The following is a 16900-nucleotide window of genomic DNA, read 5'->3' on the forward strand; positions in this document are numbered from 1 at the left end:
CCCTAAATGGCTATCTTGCTAGACTCCAGCCAAAAGATGAGGAATTTTTTGTGCCTCAACACAACAAGTTATTAGCTATGCTTAGGCACGACGTCGACGTGTAACAAATCTAATAATAGCTAGCATAGGACGTGCCGCAGGATGCGGAATAACACACTTGAATGAATAATTCATAACTTTTAAATATATGAGGAATCTATGTCAGACGCAGTTAACAAAGCGCACTCTGATTCAGATATCGAGACCAAAAGCTACCGTGAGCTTCATCGTCCATCATCTGAGTTCGCCAGCCGTTCAGACTACCTAGACCACGAACTACAAATCATGAAGCCGCGTCGTTTCGGCTTAAACTTGCCAGGTCGTGACTTCCGCTTTGAGCTTGAAGACCTTGTTCCAGCACTTGCTGGTACTATCGGCATTATCGCAATGTACTCTGCGGTAATGATGTCTTGGGCTGAAGGCCTTACTGCAGCATGGGACCACGTAAACTTAGGCAAAGATTTTGCCATTGAAGTTGCGCGTGTAGAAATGCTAATCCCTGCACTACTTTTCTGTGTGCTTGCTTCTGGCTTTATCAACCCGAAAGCCAACTTAGCAGGTAACCACGGTCCAATGATCCCTCTTATTGGTACCATCGCTCTCGCTGGTGCTCACCCTCTTGCATTGGCAATTCTTATTGGTGTATTCGGTCTTCTACTTAGCTTCTTGAAAGGCGGTTCCAAACTAGTGAACCTCACCTCAGAGGGTACAGCTGGTGGCTTGCTCATTTTCTTGGGTTTGACGGGGACCATGAGCCAAATCAACTCGATCCAAGAATGGGCAGTTGGCCTACAATCTTCAACTGTTGAAGCTGGCAGCATGGGTTACGTGGGTCTGATCGTGCTTGCAGTGACTATCGCTCTATACGCTTTCCTTGCAAAAGTGAACAAACGTTGGCTTGCGATTCCAGTGTGTGCTTTCACAGGCCTTATTATCGCTCTAGTGCTAGGTGCTGGTTTTGACATCAAATTCGTCACTGAAACTGGTCTACCGAATCTAAACCCTGTTTACTGGTGGGGCAGCACTGAAGAAGGTTGGATGCTCGGTCTTCCTAATATGGAACACTTCATCGCGTCACTGCCTTTTGCAATCCTAGCAGTAGCAATGTGGTCTCCTGACTTCTTAGGTCATCGTATTTTCCAAGAACTTAACTACCCTAAAAAGACCGAAAAAGTACTAATGGACGTTGATGACACAATGACTATGTGTTCTATCCGTCAGATGGTAGGTACAGCGGTAGGTGGTGGTAACATCACTTCATCTTGGGGTACTTACATGATCCCAGCAGCGATTGCAAAACGTCCAATTCCTGGCGGTGCTATCCTTCTTGGTCTTCTAGTAATGATCATCGCGATCCTTGGCTTCCCAATGGACATCGCAGTATGGCCACCAGTAATGCGTGTCGCTCTTCTTGTAGGTGTATCTCTACCTCTACTTGAAGCAGGTATGCAAATGGTGAAAGACTCTAAAGACTCTCAAGCAGCGGGGATCTGTATTTTCGGTTCTGCCGTCGTTAACCCTGTACTAGCATGGGCATTAACAATGCTACTTGATAACAACGGTCTAATTGGTGACAAAGAGCGTGCAGCTCGCCTGTCATTCGTAGACAAGATTGTGATCCCAGTGGGTGTACTTGTTATCTGTTTGGTCGCTATGCTTGCAGTTGGTATGCTAGAAGGCCAGTATGGCATCAAAGCTTGGCTGTAAGGCTGATTGTTCAAAAAACGTGTGGGTAGCGCTTGTCGCTACCCCATTTTTATCGAGATTTTTGAGGATTTATTGATTTAGTTTAAGGTTTGCAAAAAAATTTTAGTTTAACCTCTAGTTGTCTCTTAAAAAGAGTGTCATTAAAGATAGTGACAATATTTATAGTTTTGTGACCCAATTTTTTAAATTTAAGACTATAAATATTGTTATTCAAAAGAGTGTACTGTTCCCCCTCAGATTTTGGGGATAGCTGGCTCAACGGCGAAGCAGTACGTAATTTTTTTCTACTAAAAAGGTAGGTATGTCATGGCAGAGCAATTTGCTAAAGCTTGGGAAGGTTTTGTTGCAGGTGACTGGCAAAACGAAGTAAACGTTCGTGATTTCATTCAAAAGAACTACACTCCGTACGAAGGCGACGAATCTTTCCTAGTTTCTGAAGGTACTGAAGCAACTAACAAGCTTTGGGCTAAGGTAATGGAAGGTATCAAGCAAGAGAACTCAACTCACGCTCCTGTTGATTTCGATACTTCTATCATCTCTACCATCACTGCTCACGATGCAGGCTACATCGAGAAAGATCTTGAGACTATCGTTGGTCTTCAAACTGACGCTCCTCTAAAACGCGCTATCATCCCTAACGGTGGTATCCGCATGGTTGAAGGTTCGTGCAAAGCATACGATCGCGAACTAGACCCACAAGTTAAAAAAATCTTTACAGAATACCGTAAAACTCACAACGCTGGTGTTTTCGACATCTACACTCCAGAAATCCTAGCTTGTCGTAAATCTGGTGTTCTAACTGGTCTTCCAGATGCTTACGGTCGTGGCCGTATCATCGGCGACTACCGCCGTGTTGCTCTATACGGTATCGACTTCCTAATGAAGGACAAACTGGCTCAATTCAAATCTCTACAAGAGCGTTTTGAGAACGGTGAAGATCTTCAAATGACTATGCAGCTTCGCGAAGAGATCGCTGAGCAACACCGTGCACTTGGCCAAATGAAAGTTATGGCTGCGAAATACGGTTGTGACATCTCTCGCCCTGCTGAAACTGCACAAGAAGCTATCCAATGGACTTACTTCGGCTACCTAGCAGCTGTTAAGTCTCAAAACGGTGCTGCAATGTCTCTAGGTCGTACTTCTACGTTCCTAGACGTGTTCATCGAGCGTGATATCGCTGCTGGTAAGCTTACTGAAGAACAAGCTCAGGAAATGATCGACCACTTCGTAATGAAACTACGTATGGTTCGTTTCCTACGTACTCCTGAGTACGATGATCTATTCTCTGGCGACCCAATCTGGGCAACTGAGTCTATGGGTGGTATGGGTCTTGACGGTCGTACGCTAGTTACTCGTACTAACTTCCGTTTCCTAAACTCACTATACACAATGGGTCCTTCTCCAGAGCCAAACATCACTGTACTTTGGTCTGAGCAACTACCTGAAGGCTTCAAGAAGTTCTGTGCGAAAGTATCTATCGACACTTCTTCAATCCAGTACGAAAACGACGACCTAATGCGTCCAGACATGAACTCTGACGACTACGCAATCGCATGTTGTGTATCTCCAATGGTTGTTGGTAAGCAAATGCAGTTCTTCGGCGCTCGTGCTAACCTTGCGAAAACTATGCTTTACACCATCAACGGTGGTGTGGATGAGAAGCTAAAAATCCAAGTTGGTCCGAAAATGCCTAAGATCGAAGGCGACGTACTAAGCTATGACGAGTTGTGGGAAAAAATGGACCACTTCATGGATTGGCTAGCGAAGCAGTACGTGACTGCACTAAACGCAATCCACTTCATGCACGACAAGTACAGCTACGAAGCTGCACTAATGGCTCTGCATGACCGTGACGTTAAACGTACTATGGCTTGTGGTATTGCTGGTCTATCTGTTGCTGCTGACTCTCTGTCTGCAATTAAATACGCAACTGTTAAACCTATCCGTGATGAAGACGGTCTAGCAATCGACTTCGAAATCGAAGGCGATTACCCTAAATTTGGTAACAACGACCCACGCGTTGATGACATCGCATGTGAACTTGTTTCTGTATTTATGGGCAAAATCCGTAAGCTTAAGACTTACCGTGATGCAATCCCTACTCAGTCAATTCTTACTATCACTTCAAACGTGGTATACGGTAAGAAAACTGGTAACACACCTGACGGTCGTCGTGCTGGTGCTCCATTTGCTCCAGGTGCAAACCCAATGCACGGTCGCGATGAGAAAGGTGCTGTAGCATCACTAACTTCAGTTGCTAAACTGCCGTTTGCTGACGCACAAGATGGTATCTCTTACACATTCTCTATCGTACCTAACGCACTAGGTAAAGATGAGGGTTCACAACGCGCTAACCTTGCTGGTCTGATGGATGGTTACTTCCACCACGAAGCTGGTATCGAAGGTGGTCAACACCTAAACGTGAACGTTCTTAACCGCGAAACTCTAGAAGACGCAGTTAAGCACCCAGAGAAATACCCTCAGCTAACAATTCGTGTATCTGGTTACGCGGTTCGCTTCAACTCTCTAACTGCAGAGCAACAAGCTGACGTAATCGCACGTACATTCACTGAGTCTCTATAAGACTATAGCGAAATAACGTTTTAGTGATACAACAAAGGCTGATGCTGCAAAGCATCAGCCTTTTTTTGTTTCTTGAACTAAAGTTGTGACATTGCGGAAGATTTTGATTGAATTCTTACGTATGATGCAAAAAAAGTTAGTAAATGCAGTATATGAAACTCAGTAAATTAATTTTCCTTACCCTTTTATCGCCAGTTGCTCTGGCATCCACCAAATCCACAGTATCCTTTACCCTTGATAATGATGGCATTTTTGGTGTCGACCAAGATTACACCAACGGTATATTCTTCTCTTACGCAACCGAGAAGCTAAAAAAAGAAAGCGAATGGAAATGGTTCAGCTTAGAAAATGCAGATCAATCCAATGTCGATAAGATCGAGGTAGTACTTGGCCACAAGATGTGGACTCCAAGTGATATTGAAGCAGACTACCCTCTTGCCAATGACCGTCCATACGCTGGTTACCTACACACTGAAATCAACTACCTATCTCTAACCGCCGATCAAGCCGTTCGCTATAACTTCACCATTGGTGCCACAGGTGAAAGTTCTCTATCAGAAAAAGCGCAGGAAATTGTTCACGGCATCACTGGTTCAACCGATCCTCAAGGCTGGGATTACCAAATTGACGATGAAATTGCCTTTAGCGTTGGTTACCGAGCTTTCAATAAACTCATGCGCAGTGAGGGCCAGAAGACGCAATGGGAAATCACTAATGTGAATGACATTAACGCAGGTAACTTCCGCAGCGATGTATCACAAGGTGTCATGTTCCGCTGGGGCACGAATCTAGCCAACAGTATTGGCGCAGCAAACATCAGTGTAGAAAGCCCTTTCTCTGCCAGTATGCTTGCGAAAAATACCTCCAGTTGGTTTGTCTTTACAGGATTTGAAGGTCGATACCGTTTCAACGATATCACCATTGAAGGCGATCGCTCAGGTATTCCAGGCTCATCAGAACCCTATGATGTGACTCTAGAAAACTGGCAAGCAAGTGCCGTTGCAGGTGCAACTTGGTATAACCAGAATTACGGCGCGAGCCTAACCTTTACGGTGAAAACACCTGATTACGAAGAATCACAAACTGACGTTTACGGTACTGGTTCTTTCTCAGTCTTTGCTTTCTTTTAAATAGTATTTATCTCTCCGGCCAATGAACGCGTCATTGGCCGTTTTCTTTGGTCACATTACGCTGCCTTAGCCACCCACAAGGCTGTTTTAACCCTGCTTTTTGTAATAAAATAACAGCAAGAATTTATTAGTAATGAGAGCAAAAGATGTCAACAACTGGTCGTATTCACTCATTTGAATCATGCGGTACCGTAGACGGACCTGGTATTCGTTTTATCGTCTTCTTGCAAGGTTGTTTAATGCGCTGTAAGTATTGCCATAACCGCGATACTTGGGACACGCATGATGGTAAAGAAGTTACTGTTGAAGAAATCATTGCCGAAGCGAAAAGCTACCGTCATTTCATGAATGCATCAGGTGGTGGTATCACTTGTTCTGGTGGCGAAGCCATGCTTCAACCAGAATTTGTTCGCGACTTTTTTCGTGCGGCTCACGCAGAAGGCATCCACACATGTCTAGATACCAATGGCTACATTCGTAAACACACAGAAGTGATCGACGAAGTATTGGACGCGACTGATTTGGTGATGCTAGATATCAAACATATGAAAGATGAAATTCACCAAGACTTTATCGGTGTGTCGAATCGACGTACGTTAGACTTTGCTCGTTACTTGCACAAAATTGGTCAAAAAACATGGATCCGCTACGTAGTTGTGCCGGGTTACACCGATGATCCAGAAGCGGCGCACATGCTGGGTGAATTCATTAAAGATATGGACAACATCGAGAAAGTTGAACTGCTCCCATACCACAAACTCGGTGCACATAAATGGGAAGCTCTTGGTTTAGAGTACCCTCTTGAAGGCGTGAATCCTCCTTCAAAAGAGACAATGGATGAAATTCAATCCATCTTGTCTCAGTACCACTCTAACGTGAAATACTAAGCAAATAAGAACCTTAACGTTCTAGAAATGCCAGCATTTAGCTGGCATTTTTGTATGTAACACTGGCAAATTCCTTATATAAATCACCAAGGCGTGTAAAATAGCGCCCCAACAAAAGGATTAACGTAAAAGTAACAAACGCATTTTAGGAAAAGAGTTCATGGACTGGTTTAACGTAGGCTCACTCATCATCGTCACTTGGGTTGTCGTTGCTTTTTGCATACCCGATTGGAGAAAAGTAGTTTGGCCTAAACTTGAACAAGAGAAAGCATTTCAACATATCGTGCTTGCCTCTTTCTTCCTCATTACGGTTCTTTGGTCTGCTCAAGCAGGAGTAAAAGAAGGGTTACAAATACACTTTCTCGCGTTAACGACACTAACCATGATGTACGGTTGGCGAATGGCTTTTTTGCTCAGCATTCCTGCTATGATCGCCTACCACTGGATACACGATGTTTCGTTTATCTTGCTCCCGAGCTCTCTTGTGCTATCGGCACTCATGCCAATATTAATCAGCTACTTAGTCTTTTTGCTTAGTTACCATTATTTACCCCGCAACATCTTTGTGTTTATTTTTGTCGCTGGCTTTTTTAATGGCGCACTCACAGGCAGCTTACACTTAGTATTTAACTCGTTTTATCACTTGTTGGTTGGCCACTACGATTGGGAAACCATTCAACACAACTACTTTATTTTTGTCCCATTGCTTGCGTTCCCCGAAGGGTTACTTAACGGGATGTCACTGGCAGTATTAACCGTCTTTAAGCCAGAGTGGTTAAGAGTGTTTTCGGACCGAGATTACATATACAACCACTATCACAAAAAGTAGATATTCTTCTTATATCGTGTATCACGCCGTGGCTGAATTCGACAATTCTTGCCATTTTTTCATATTAAATATGTGTTGAGATCATGTTTCACCCTTGTCTGAAGCGTTAACCTAAGCACATTAAAAATGTATTAGATTATTTAGTGAGGTCATCATGGAAATGTCAAACGCTCAACGTTTGATCCTATCAAACCAATACAACCTAATGTCTCAGCTTGATCCGAATAATGCGGCTAAATACAAACGCCTACAGACGATCGTTGAACGCGGCTATGAGCTTCAAATGCGCGAACTGAACAAAGATTTCGGTTGCCTTTCAGAAGCAGAATGCCGTGAAATCATCGACATTATGGAGATGTATCACGCGATGCAAGAATCTAACAATATGTTAGATGCGGAAGAGCGTAGCAAAGTAGACCAACGTCGCTTACAGTTCTTAGGTTTCGATATCGCAACAGAAGCGCAGCAAGTGCATTACGTCCGCTTCCTTGTTGATTCTGAAGGTCTTTACCCACAATTCGACAAGGCAGATCACCACTTTAATAGCCAAATGCCAATGCTAGATAAATACCGTCGCATGCTGCAAACTTGGCGTAACTGCCCTCGTCAATATCACTTGTGTGAAAACGAGCTTGCACAAATTTTTAGTGCATAAGCTAGCAAGTCTTTGATTAGGAGAGCATTCGCTCTCCTTTTTTTATTTTCCTGTCACAACTTCCATTCTTCACTACCGTATCCTTCTGCTTATCTTGTGCAATGTGGAATAACGAATCACTGAAATTCTGTATTTTTCACCAAATATTTGATTTATCTCCGCCCTATTCGCAACATAAATTCATCCTCATCTAAAGAGTGATTCAAATGTCACTTTTACAATAAATTCATAATTGTTAAGCAAAATTGCAAATCCCCGACTAGGCTTAAGTAGAGAAAGGCTGTGACTGAAAAGTACACATCCACTGCTCACCGTTGTGATGAAAAAACTGTCCATAAAGCAAAGTCTTTGGTGTTACTGGTCATACATTTCGTACAAACCAAATGAGATAACAGGACGTCGACATTCAGGCAACTAAGAGCACAGCAAAACGTGGAACAGCCTGCACCAACGTTCGTCGGTAGACTGACTATTAAAGGGGAAAGCGACATGAGTATTTTCGACCACTATCAATCCAGATATGAAGCTGCAAAAGATGAAGAGATGTCGTTACAGGAGTTTCTAGCCCTGTGTAAGGATGACAAAAGTGCTTATGCTAATGCAGCAGAACGCCTACTGATGGCAATCGGCGAGCCAGAGATAATAGATACAGCTAAAGACCCACGTTTGAGCCGCATCTTCTCCAACCGCGTTATCTCTCGCTATGAAACATTCAAAGACTTTTATGGTATGGAAGATGCGATTGAACAAATTGTTTCTTACCTCAAACATGCGGCACAAGGATTAGAAGAACGCAAACAGATCCTCTATCTATTAGGCCCTGTTGGTGGCGGTAAGTCCTCACTTGCTGAAAAACTAAAATCGCTTATGGAAGCGATGCCTATTTACGTATTGAGCGCTAATGGCGAACGCAGCCCAGTGAACGACCACCCATTCTGTTTATTCAAAGCGACCGAAGATGGCGAGATTCTGAAAACGGACTACGGTATTGAGCAGCGCTATCTTCGCTCAATCATGTCGCCTTGGGCAGCAAAACGCCTTCACGAATTTGGCGGCGACATCACCAAGTTTAAAGTGATGAAAGTTCGTCCATCTATCCTTGACCAAATCGGTATTGCGAAAACCGAACCTGGTGATGAGAACAACCAAGATATTTCATCACTCGTCGGTAAAGTGGATATCCGTAAACTCGAACACTACTCTCAAGACGACCCAGATGCGTACAGCTACTCTGGCGCGCTGTGTAAAGCAAACCAAGGCTTGATGGAATTCGTCGAGATGTTCAAAGCGCCAATTAAAGTATTGCACCCATTACTAACCGCAACACAAGAAGGCAACTTTAACGGGACGGAAGGCCTTTCTGCGATTCCATTCGACGGCATGATTTTAGCTCACTCTAACGAATCTGAGTGGCAAACCTTCCGCAACAACAAAAATAACGAAGCCTTCCTAGACCGTGTATACATCGTAAAAGTACCGTACTGTTTACGCGTATCGGAAGAAGTTAAAATCTATCAAAAACTGCTTGAAAACAGTGAATTGTCTCAAGCCCCTTGCTCACCAAGCACATTAGAAACATTGGCGCAGTTCAGCATTCTTTCTCGTCTGAAAGAGCCTGAAAACTCGTCTATTTTCTCGAAAATGCGCGTGTACGACGGCGAGACGCTAAAAGATACCGATCCTAAAGCGAAAAGCTACCAAGAATATCGAGATTACGCAGGCGTCGATGAAGGTATGAACGGCCTATCTACACGTTTTGCATTTAAGATTTTGTCTCGCGTATTCAACTTTGACCAAACCGAAGTGGCAGCAAACCCAGTTCACCTGTTCTATGTAATTGAACAACAAGTAGAGCGCGAACAGTTCCCTTCAGAAACCGCAGAAAAATATCTTGAGTTTTTGAAAGGGTACCTCGTTCCTCGTTACGTTGAGTTTATCGGTAAAGAGATTCAAACCGCATACCTAGAATCTTACTCTGAATACGGCCAAAACATCTTCGACCGTTATGTTACCTACGCAGACTTCTGGATTCAGGACCAAGAATACCGTGATCCAGAAACGGGTCAGCTATTTGACCGCGCATCTCTCAATGCGGAACTAGAGAAAATTGAGAAAACTGCTGGTATATCCAACCCGAAAGATTTCCGAAATGAAATCGTAAACTTTGTGCTTCGTGCGAAAGCCAATAACAATGGTCAAAACCCAGTTTGGACCAGCTACGAAAAACTGCGCACGGTAATCGAGAAGAAAATGTTCTCCAATACCGAAGAGCTTCTTCCGGTTATCTCGTTTAATGCGAAAACCTCTTCTGAAGATCAGAAGAAACACGACGACTTTGTCGCTCGCATGATGGAAAAAGGCTATACCGAGAAACAGGTTCGCCTACTTTCTGAGTGGTACCTACGAGTACGTAAGTCATCCTAACCCAGTGTTGAGTTAGGTCGCTTGTGAAACATGAAGAGGGCTATTTCATGGCGCAATTTATAGACCGCAGGCTCAATGGCAAGAACAAGAGCGCTGTTAACAGACAGCGCTTCTTGAAGCGCCATAAAGAGCAGATCAAAGAGTCGGTAGCTGACGCAGTGAATCGACGCTCGATCACGAATACAGAAACGGGCGAAGACGTCTCAATACCGCACAAAGACATTAACGAGCCGATTTTCCATCAAGGGAAAGGTGGCGTGCGTGAACGCGTGCACCCTGGTAACGATCAGTTTATTACGGGTGATAAAATCGAGCGTCCAAAAGGTGGAGGCCAAGGCAGTGGCTCTGGTGAAGGTAATGCGAGTCCAGATGGCGAAGGCCAAGATGAATTTGTGTTCCAAATTTCAAAAGATGAATACCTGGATATTCTTTTTGAAGACTTAGAGCTACCGAATCTAGAAAAAAATCAAATCGCTAAAATTACGGAATGGAAAACTCACCGAGCAGGTTTCCAAACTGCGGGGATCCCTTCCAATATTTCCGTTATTCGTTCATTGCAGCAATCGTTAGCTCGTCGAACCGCCATGACTGCTGGCAAAAAGCGACTTCTTAAAGAGCTCGAAGACGAGTTGACTCGCATCAAAAATATTGAGCCAGCACAACAACTTGAAGAAAATCGTCTGAAAAAAGAAATCGAAGAGCTGCGCAAGAAAATTGAAAATGTGCCGTTCATCGATACTTTCGATTTACGTTTTAAAAACTACGAAAAACGACCAGTCCCTTCTAGCCAAGCCGTGATGTTTTGTCTGATGGACGTGTCTGGTTCTATGGATCAAGCGACCAAAGACATCGCAAAACGCTTCTATGTGCTGTTGTATCTGTTCTTGACTCGTACCTATGAAAACGTAGACGTTGTGTTTATTCGCCACCACACGCAAGCCAAAGAAGTCGATGAACACGAATTTTTCTACTCGCAAGAAACCGGTGGCACCATCGTATCTAGCGCTTTGAAATTAATGGATGAAATCGTCAAAGAGCGTTACCCGGTTGGTCAGTGGAACATCTACGCAGCCCAAGCGTCCGATGGGGATAACTGGGCGGATGACTCACCACGATGCCGAGACTTACTCGTGAATAAGTTGCTGCCAAATTGTCAGTACTATTCTTATATAGAAATCACGCGTCGCTCACATCAAACCTTATGGCATGAGTATGAGAAGCTCACCGATGAGTTTCCAAACTTCGCTATGAAGAATATTCGCTCTGTGGAGGATATCTTCCCAGTCTTCCGAGAACTATTCCAAAAAGAAACGGCGTAAGGAGGCTAGCGATGACTACCGCAACAAAAAAACTCTCTGGAGAGGCGCCTAAAAAGCGCAACAGCAAGTTGCTACCTGACGGACCGGATTGGACATTCGAATTGCTTGAACGCTATCACAAGGAAATAAAACGTGTCGCGGAGCACTATCGTTTGGACACCTATCCAAATCAGATCGAAGTGATCACGTCTGAGCAGATGATGGATGCGTACTCAAGTATCGGTATGCCTATCAACTACAACCATTGGTCATTTGGTAAAAAGTTCATTCAAACAGAACAGAACTACAAACATGGTCAGATGGGCCTTGCGTACGAGATTGTGATTAACTCCGACCCTTGTATTGCGTATTTGATGGAAGAGAACACAGTCACCATGCAAGCGCTTGTCATTGCACACGCGTGCTACGGCCACAACTCTTTCTTCAAGGGGAATTATCTGTTCCAAACGTGGACGGACGCCAGTTCTATCATCGACTATTTACTCTTTGCTAAAAAGTACCTTGCCGAATGTGAGGAGCGCTATGGCGTTCAAGAGGTTGAAAAGCTTCTCGACTCCTGCCATGCGTTAATGAACTTTGGTGTCGACCGCTACAAACGACCAGAGAAAATCTCGATTACCGAAGAGAAGGCCCGCCAAGAGGAGCGCGAGGCTTATCTGCAATCTCAAGTCAATGAACTGTGGCGAACCGTACCAAGAGCCAAAACTAAAGAAGAAGACATTAAAGAGCGCTTCCCTAGTGAACCTCAAGAAAACCTACTCTACTTCTTTGAGAAACATGCGCCGCTCTTGGAACCATGGCAACGCGAGGTTGTTCGAATCGTCCGAAAAATCAGCCAGTACTTTTATCCACAAAAGCAAACTCAGGTTATGAATGAAGGATGGGCAACGTTCTGGCACTACACGATTCTAAACCACTTGTATGATGAAGGAATTGTGTCCGAAAAGTTCATTCTTGAATTTTTGCATAGCCACACAAGTGTGGTTGCTCAACCACCCTACAACAGTCCTTACTTTAGCGGTATAAACCCTTATGCTCTCGGCTTTGCGATGTTCCGCGATATAAAGCGTATTTGTGAAGAGCCAACTGACGAGGATAAAGAGTGGTTCCCGGATCTAGCAGGAACAGATTGGTTAGATGCCTTGCATTTTGCTATGCATAATTTCAAAGATGAAAGCTTTATCAGCCAATATTTGTCTCCGAAATTGATGCGTGATTTCAAACTGTTCGCCATCAACGATGATGACAGGAAGAACTTTATTGAAGTCTCCGCCATACATGATGAAATGGGCTACAAACGCATTCGAGAAACTCTGGCAGCGCAGTACAACCTATCAAACTTAGAGCCTAACATTCAGGTGTTTAACGTGGATGTTCGTGGTGACCGTTCACTCACGTTGCAGTACGTCCCTCATAACCGCATTCCACTCGATGAAAGTTATGATGAGGTATTGAAACACGTCTATCGCCTATGGGGCTTTGACGTAATCTTAGAAGAAGTTAAAGACACGGGACACAGAGAAACATTAGCTACTTGTCCAAAACGCAATCAGTACGATTCAAACATTTAGTAAAAAATATACTCATCCCCTTAAAGCCAAAGGCTCCATGAAAGGAGCCTTTTTATTAATTGCAAGAAGTAGAATCGTTACGCTTTTTTCGCCACAATAGCTCTAACGGCTTCAAGATCTTCTGGCGTATCAACGCCTGCTGCTGGCGCTTCTTTAGCGACTGCAACGTGGATTTTCTCGCCGTACCAAAGCACTCGTAATTGCTCTAGGCATTCAATTTGCTCTAGGGCACTTGGCGCCCAGTTTACGTAAGTATTAATGAAACCTGCGCGGTATGCATAGATACCGATGTGACGCATCAATGGATTAACGATAGCTTTGTCTTGCTTAGCGAAGTTATCACGATCCCAAGGAATTGTTGCTCGGCTAAAGTACATGGCATAACCACGCTCATCAGCAACGACTTTTACGGCATTTGGGTTGAAGACTTCATCTTCAGATTCAATTTCAACCGCCAACGTAGCCATAGGCGCATCACTAGCGGCTAAGTTATCTGCGACTTGGCGGATGATAACTGGTGGTACCAAAGGCTCATCACCTTGAACGTTCACAATAATGTGGTCAGCAGGAATGGCCATTTTCTCTACCACTTCCGCTAAACGCTCTGTACCAGATTCGTGATTTGGCGAAGTCATACAAACTTTGCCACCGAATTGCTCAACCGCCGCAGAAACTCGCTCATCGTCAGTAGCAATGATCACGTCATCAGCGCCAGCTTGCATTGCTTGTTCGTAAACCCATTGCACCATTGGTTTACCGCCAATATCAGCCAATGGTTTACCTGGTAAACGGCTCGAAGAGTAACGAGCCGGTATAACAACCGTAAAAGACATTAACGCCCCTCATCCATGCTCATGATGCGAGCTTCTGGCTCAAGCAGAACAGGAATACCCTCTTTGATAGGGTAAGCAAGGCGATCCAATTTGCAGATCAACTCTTGATTATCTTTATCGTAAGTCAGCTTACCTTTACACACTGGGCAAGCCACAATCTCAAGCAGACGGTGATCCATAAGTCGCTTTAACCTCTTTTATTCGATTTAAAATTCGCTCTGCATCTTTAGGCTCAAATTGAGCAGATACAGGCAGATACCACCAATTGTCTTGTGCGTAGTCGCAACATTTGACAGCATCTTTCTCTGTCATAATCACATTGGCCCCTTGCAGAGCCAATGCTTCAAGTTCTTTTTGGTCAAAGTCTTGATGGTCAGCAAAACCTTTCATGACTTTAACATCCGCATGCATTGATTCTAGTGTATTAAAAAACCGAGGTGGATGCCCGATACCGGCAAATGCCACCAGCGCCTTTAACTCACTCACATCAACTTGCTGCTTGGTCTTTAGGTTGATCGCTTTTGATGGCGCTAGAGACATCGAGATCTCACCCTGATGGGCCAAACCGCCATTGGTGATGATAAAGTCGACTTCCTGAAGTCGCTCAACACCTTCGCGCAATGGACCAAGCGGAATCAAACACTCATTACCAAAACGACGATTTCCATCAACAATCACAAGTTCAACATCACGCTCTAGAGCATAATGCTGCAAACCATCATCGGTAATGATGATATCCACGTCTAACTCTACTAGCGCTTTCACGGCGTTTGCACGTACAGGATCGACTGCAACAGGTGCTCCGGTGCGCCGGTGGATGAGTTTAGGTTCATCACCACAATGTTGAGTAGGAGTATCATCATTTAACACCAGCGGATACTGCGGAGCCTTCGCACCATACCCTCGAGACACCACTCCCGGTTTATACCCCAGATGTTGTAATTGCTCGACCAGCCAAACCACAACAGGCGTCTTACCATTGCCACCAGCGGTGATATTACCGACCACCACTACGGGTACTGGTGCTTGATACGCTTGCTTGCGACCAGTTTGGAACTGTTGACGCTTCGCTCTACTGATTGCACCAAACAACACACTGAGTGGCCATAATAATGGCCACAACAGATATTTTAATGGATGATTTTCAAACCAGATTTTTTCAACCACAGCAACTATTCGCCAAACTGGATGCGATGAAGTTGAGCGTAAGCGCCATTCTTAGCAATCAAGTCTGCGTGATTACCTCGTTCAATAATGGCACCGTCGTCTACGACTAGAATCTCATCGGCTTTTTCGATCGTTGACAAGCGGTGAGCAATCACCAACACGGTTTTATCTTTCTGCAGCTCATCTAATGCAGCTTGGATGGCACGCTCAGATTCCGTATCCAGTGCAGAGGTTGCTTCGTCAAGAATCAGTACAGGCGCATCACGCAGCAACGCACGAGCAATAGCTACACGTTGGCGCTGACCACCAGATAAGCTCGCGCCGTTTTCGCCGATCATGGTATCTAAACCATTTTCCATCTTATTGATGAATTCCATTGCGTGAGCCAGCTTCGCTGCATGCTCAATATCGCTGCGCTGGTACTTATCTTCCGTCGCGTAAGCAATGTTGTTTGCTATGGTGTCATTGAAAAGATGTACGTTTTGCGAAACCAACGCAAACTGCTCGCGCAAGTTCTTCAATTCGTAGTCACGAATATCACGGCCATCTAATGTAATCGAGCCACTGTCCACGTCATAAAAACGGTTAAACAAGTTCGCAATGGTACTTTTACCTGAACCTGAACGCCCCACTAGAGCGACCGTTTTACCTCGAGGAATATCAAAACTGACATGCTCTAAAGCCGGCTTTTCCGAACCTGCATACGTGAAGCTGACATCTTTCACAGATACATCACCCTTCGCGCGCTCAACCGTGTATTTACCTTCGTTTTTCTCTGGTTCTAAATCGATCAGAGCAAACAAAGTTTGGCTTGCTGCCATACCACGTTGGAACTGAGAAGTTACGTTTGTCAGTGCTTTAAGTGGGCGCATCAAACCAAACATCGCAGAAAAGACCACGGTAAAAGTACCCGGAGTCAGCTGCTCTTTGATTGAATCAATGCTTGCCAGATAAAGAACAGCTACAATCGCAAATGATGCAATCATTTGAATGATAGGGTTTGCCGCAGCCTGAGCCGTTACCAACTTCATGCTTTGTTGACGCATTTGGTTGCTGACTTTATCAAAACGTTGACGTTCAATGTCTTGACCACCGTAGCTCAATACGACTTTGTGCCCTTTTAACATTTGCTCAGCCGATGCGGTCACATTACCCATCATCGTTTGCATGTTCTTAGAGATTTTTCTGAATCGCTTAGAAACGACACCAATACCCCAAGCAACCACAGGCGCTACAGCAAACAGCACTAATGACAACTGCCAGCTGTTGTAAAACATCAGAACAAGCAAACCAATAATGCTTGCACCCTCACGTACGATGCTCACTAACGCTTGGCTCGTCGCCGCAGAGACTTGCTCTGAATCGTAAGTGATTCGAGAAAGCAAGTTACCCGTTTTTTCTTTGTCAAAGTACGATACAGGCATGTGCATAAAGTGATTAAACACCATGCGTCGTACTAGCATCACCACATTGCCAGAGACCCAACTCAAACAATAAGTGGAGACAAAACCACTCGTGCCACGAATGAACATCATGACAAATATAATTAAAGGAAGTGTACGTAGAAAATCAGAATCCGCATTACCAAAACCTTCATCGAGAAGTGGTTTTAGTAGGGAAATCATATAAGTATCAGAGATAGCATTAATCACTAATGCAATGACGGCAACGATAAGGCCAGACTTGTAAAGGCGGATAAATTGCCAAAGACGTTTAAACGTCTGCCAAGTCGTTTCATCAGTATTTATCGACATAG

13 protein-coding genes are annotated in these 16900 nt (G+C 44.3%); 9 read left to right on the top strand and 4 right to left on the bottom strand.

Annotation, left to right across the window (positions count from 1 at the left end):
- Positions 1 to 198 precede the first annotated feature (198 nt).
- The 9 genes from ACYJZR_RS10550 to ACYJZR_RS10590 all read left to right on the top strand — a co-directional run bounded on the left by ACYJZR_RS10550 (position 199) and on the right by ACYJZR_RS10590 (position 13144).
- Entirely contained in the window at positions 199 to 1746 is a 1548-nt protein-coding gene (locus tag ACYJZR_RS10550) for a DUF3360 family protein (protein ID WP_005456280.1), read from the top strand.
- A 306-nt stretch (positions 1747 to 2052) separates the two neighbouring features.
- Positions 2053 to 4329, top strand: a complete 2277-nt coding sequence (pflB, locus tag ACYJZR_RS10555) for a formate C-acetyltransferase (protein WP_005456189.1) — start codon at positions 2053 to 2055, stop codon at positions 4327 to 4329.
- Between the two features lie 152 nt (positions 4330 to 4481).
- Positions 4482 to 5459, top strand: coding sequence for a lipid A deacylase LpxR family protein (locus ACYJZR_RS10560; RefSeq protein ID WP_005481800.1), 978 nt, complete (start codon positions 4482 to 4484; stop codon positions 5457 to 5459).
- Positions 5460 to 5605: 146 nt separating this feature from the next.
- The gene (pflA, locus tag ACYJZR_RS10565; RefSeq protein WP_005456250.1) at positions 5606 to 6346 is read left to right on the top strand and encodes a pyruvate formate lyase 1-activating protein; all 741 of its coding nucleotides are present in this window, start codon (positions 5606 to 5608) and stop codon (positions 6344 to 6346) included.
- Positions 6347 to 6506: 160 nt separating this feature from the next.
- On the top strand, positions 6507 to 7175 hold the full coding sequence (locus ACYJZR_RS10570) for an energy-coupling factor ABC transporter permease (RefSeq protein ID WP_406964766.1): 669 nt from the start codon (positions 6507 to 6509) through the stop codon (positions 7173 to 7175).
- Positions 7176 to 7329: 154 nt separating this feature from the next.
- Complete coding sequence (locus tag ACYJZR_RS10575; protein WP_005456271.1) at positions 7330 to 7830, top strand: YfbU family protein; 501 nt, start codon at positions 7330 to 7332, stop codon at positions 7828 to 7830.
- 489 nt (positions 7831 to 8319) lie between these two features.
- Positions 8320 to 10254: a PrkA family serine protein kinase gene (locus ACYJZR_RS10580; RefSeq protein WP_005456210.1), complete on the top strand. Its 1935-nt coding sequence runs from the start codon at positions 8320 to 8322 to the stop codon at positions 10252 to 10254.
- Between the two features lie 47 nt (positions 10255 to 10301).
- The gene (locus ACYJZR_RS10585) at positions 10302 to 11573 is read left to right on the top strand and encodes a YeaH/YhbH family protein (protein ID WP_005481863.1); all 1272 of its coding nucleotides are present in this window, start codon (positions 10302 to 10304) and stop codon (positions 11571 to 11573) included.
- An 11-nt stretch (positions 11574 to 11584) separates the two neighbouring features.
- A complete protein-coding gene (locus ACYJZR_RS10590) occupies positions 11585 to 13144 on the top strand; it encodes a SpoVR family protein (protein WP_140099836.1) in 1560 nt (519 codons plus the stop codon).
- Between the two features lie 77 nt (positions 13145 to 13221).
- On the opposite strand, the gene kdsB is transcribed toward ACYJZR_RS10590, so the two are convergent.
- From kdsB to msbA, 4 genes are read right to left on the bottom strand one after another with little or no spacing between them, the layout of a single operon-like run.
- Entirely contained in the window at positions 13222 to 13977 is a 756-nt protein-coding gene (gene kdsB / locus ACYJZR_RS10595) for a 3-deoxy-manno-octulosonate cytidylyltransferase (RefSeq protein ID WP_005456221.1), read from the bottom strand.
- Positions 13977 to 14156, bottom strand: coding sequence for a Trm112 family protein (locus ACYJZR_RS10600; RefSeq protein ID WP_023585387.1), 180 nt, complete (start codon positions 14154 to 14156; stop codon positions 13977 to 13979). Before ACYJZR_RS10600 ends, kdsB begins: the two co-directional genes overlap by 1 nt.
- On the bottom strand, positions 14137 to 15144 hold the full coding sequence (gene lpxK, locus ACYJZR_RS10605) for a tetraacyldisaccharide 4'-kinase (RefSeq protein WP_406964760.1): 1008 nt from the start codon (positions 15142 to 15144) through the stop codon (positions 14137 to 14139). Before lpxK ends, ACYJZR_RS10600 begins: the two co-directional genes overlap by 20 nt.
- Positions 15145 to 15149: 5 nt before the next feature.
- A complete protein-coding gene (gene msbA / locus ACYJZR_RS10610) occupies positions 15150 to 16898 on the bottom strand; it encodes a lipid A ABC transporter ATP-binding protein/permease MsbA (protein ID WP_017448251.1) in 1749 nt (582 codons plus the stop codon).
- Positions 16899 to 16900 lie beyond the last annotated feature (2 nt).

This window comes from Vibrio sp. RC2502 (genome assembly GCF_054850435.1).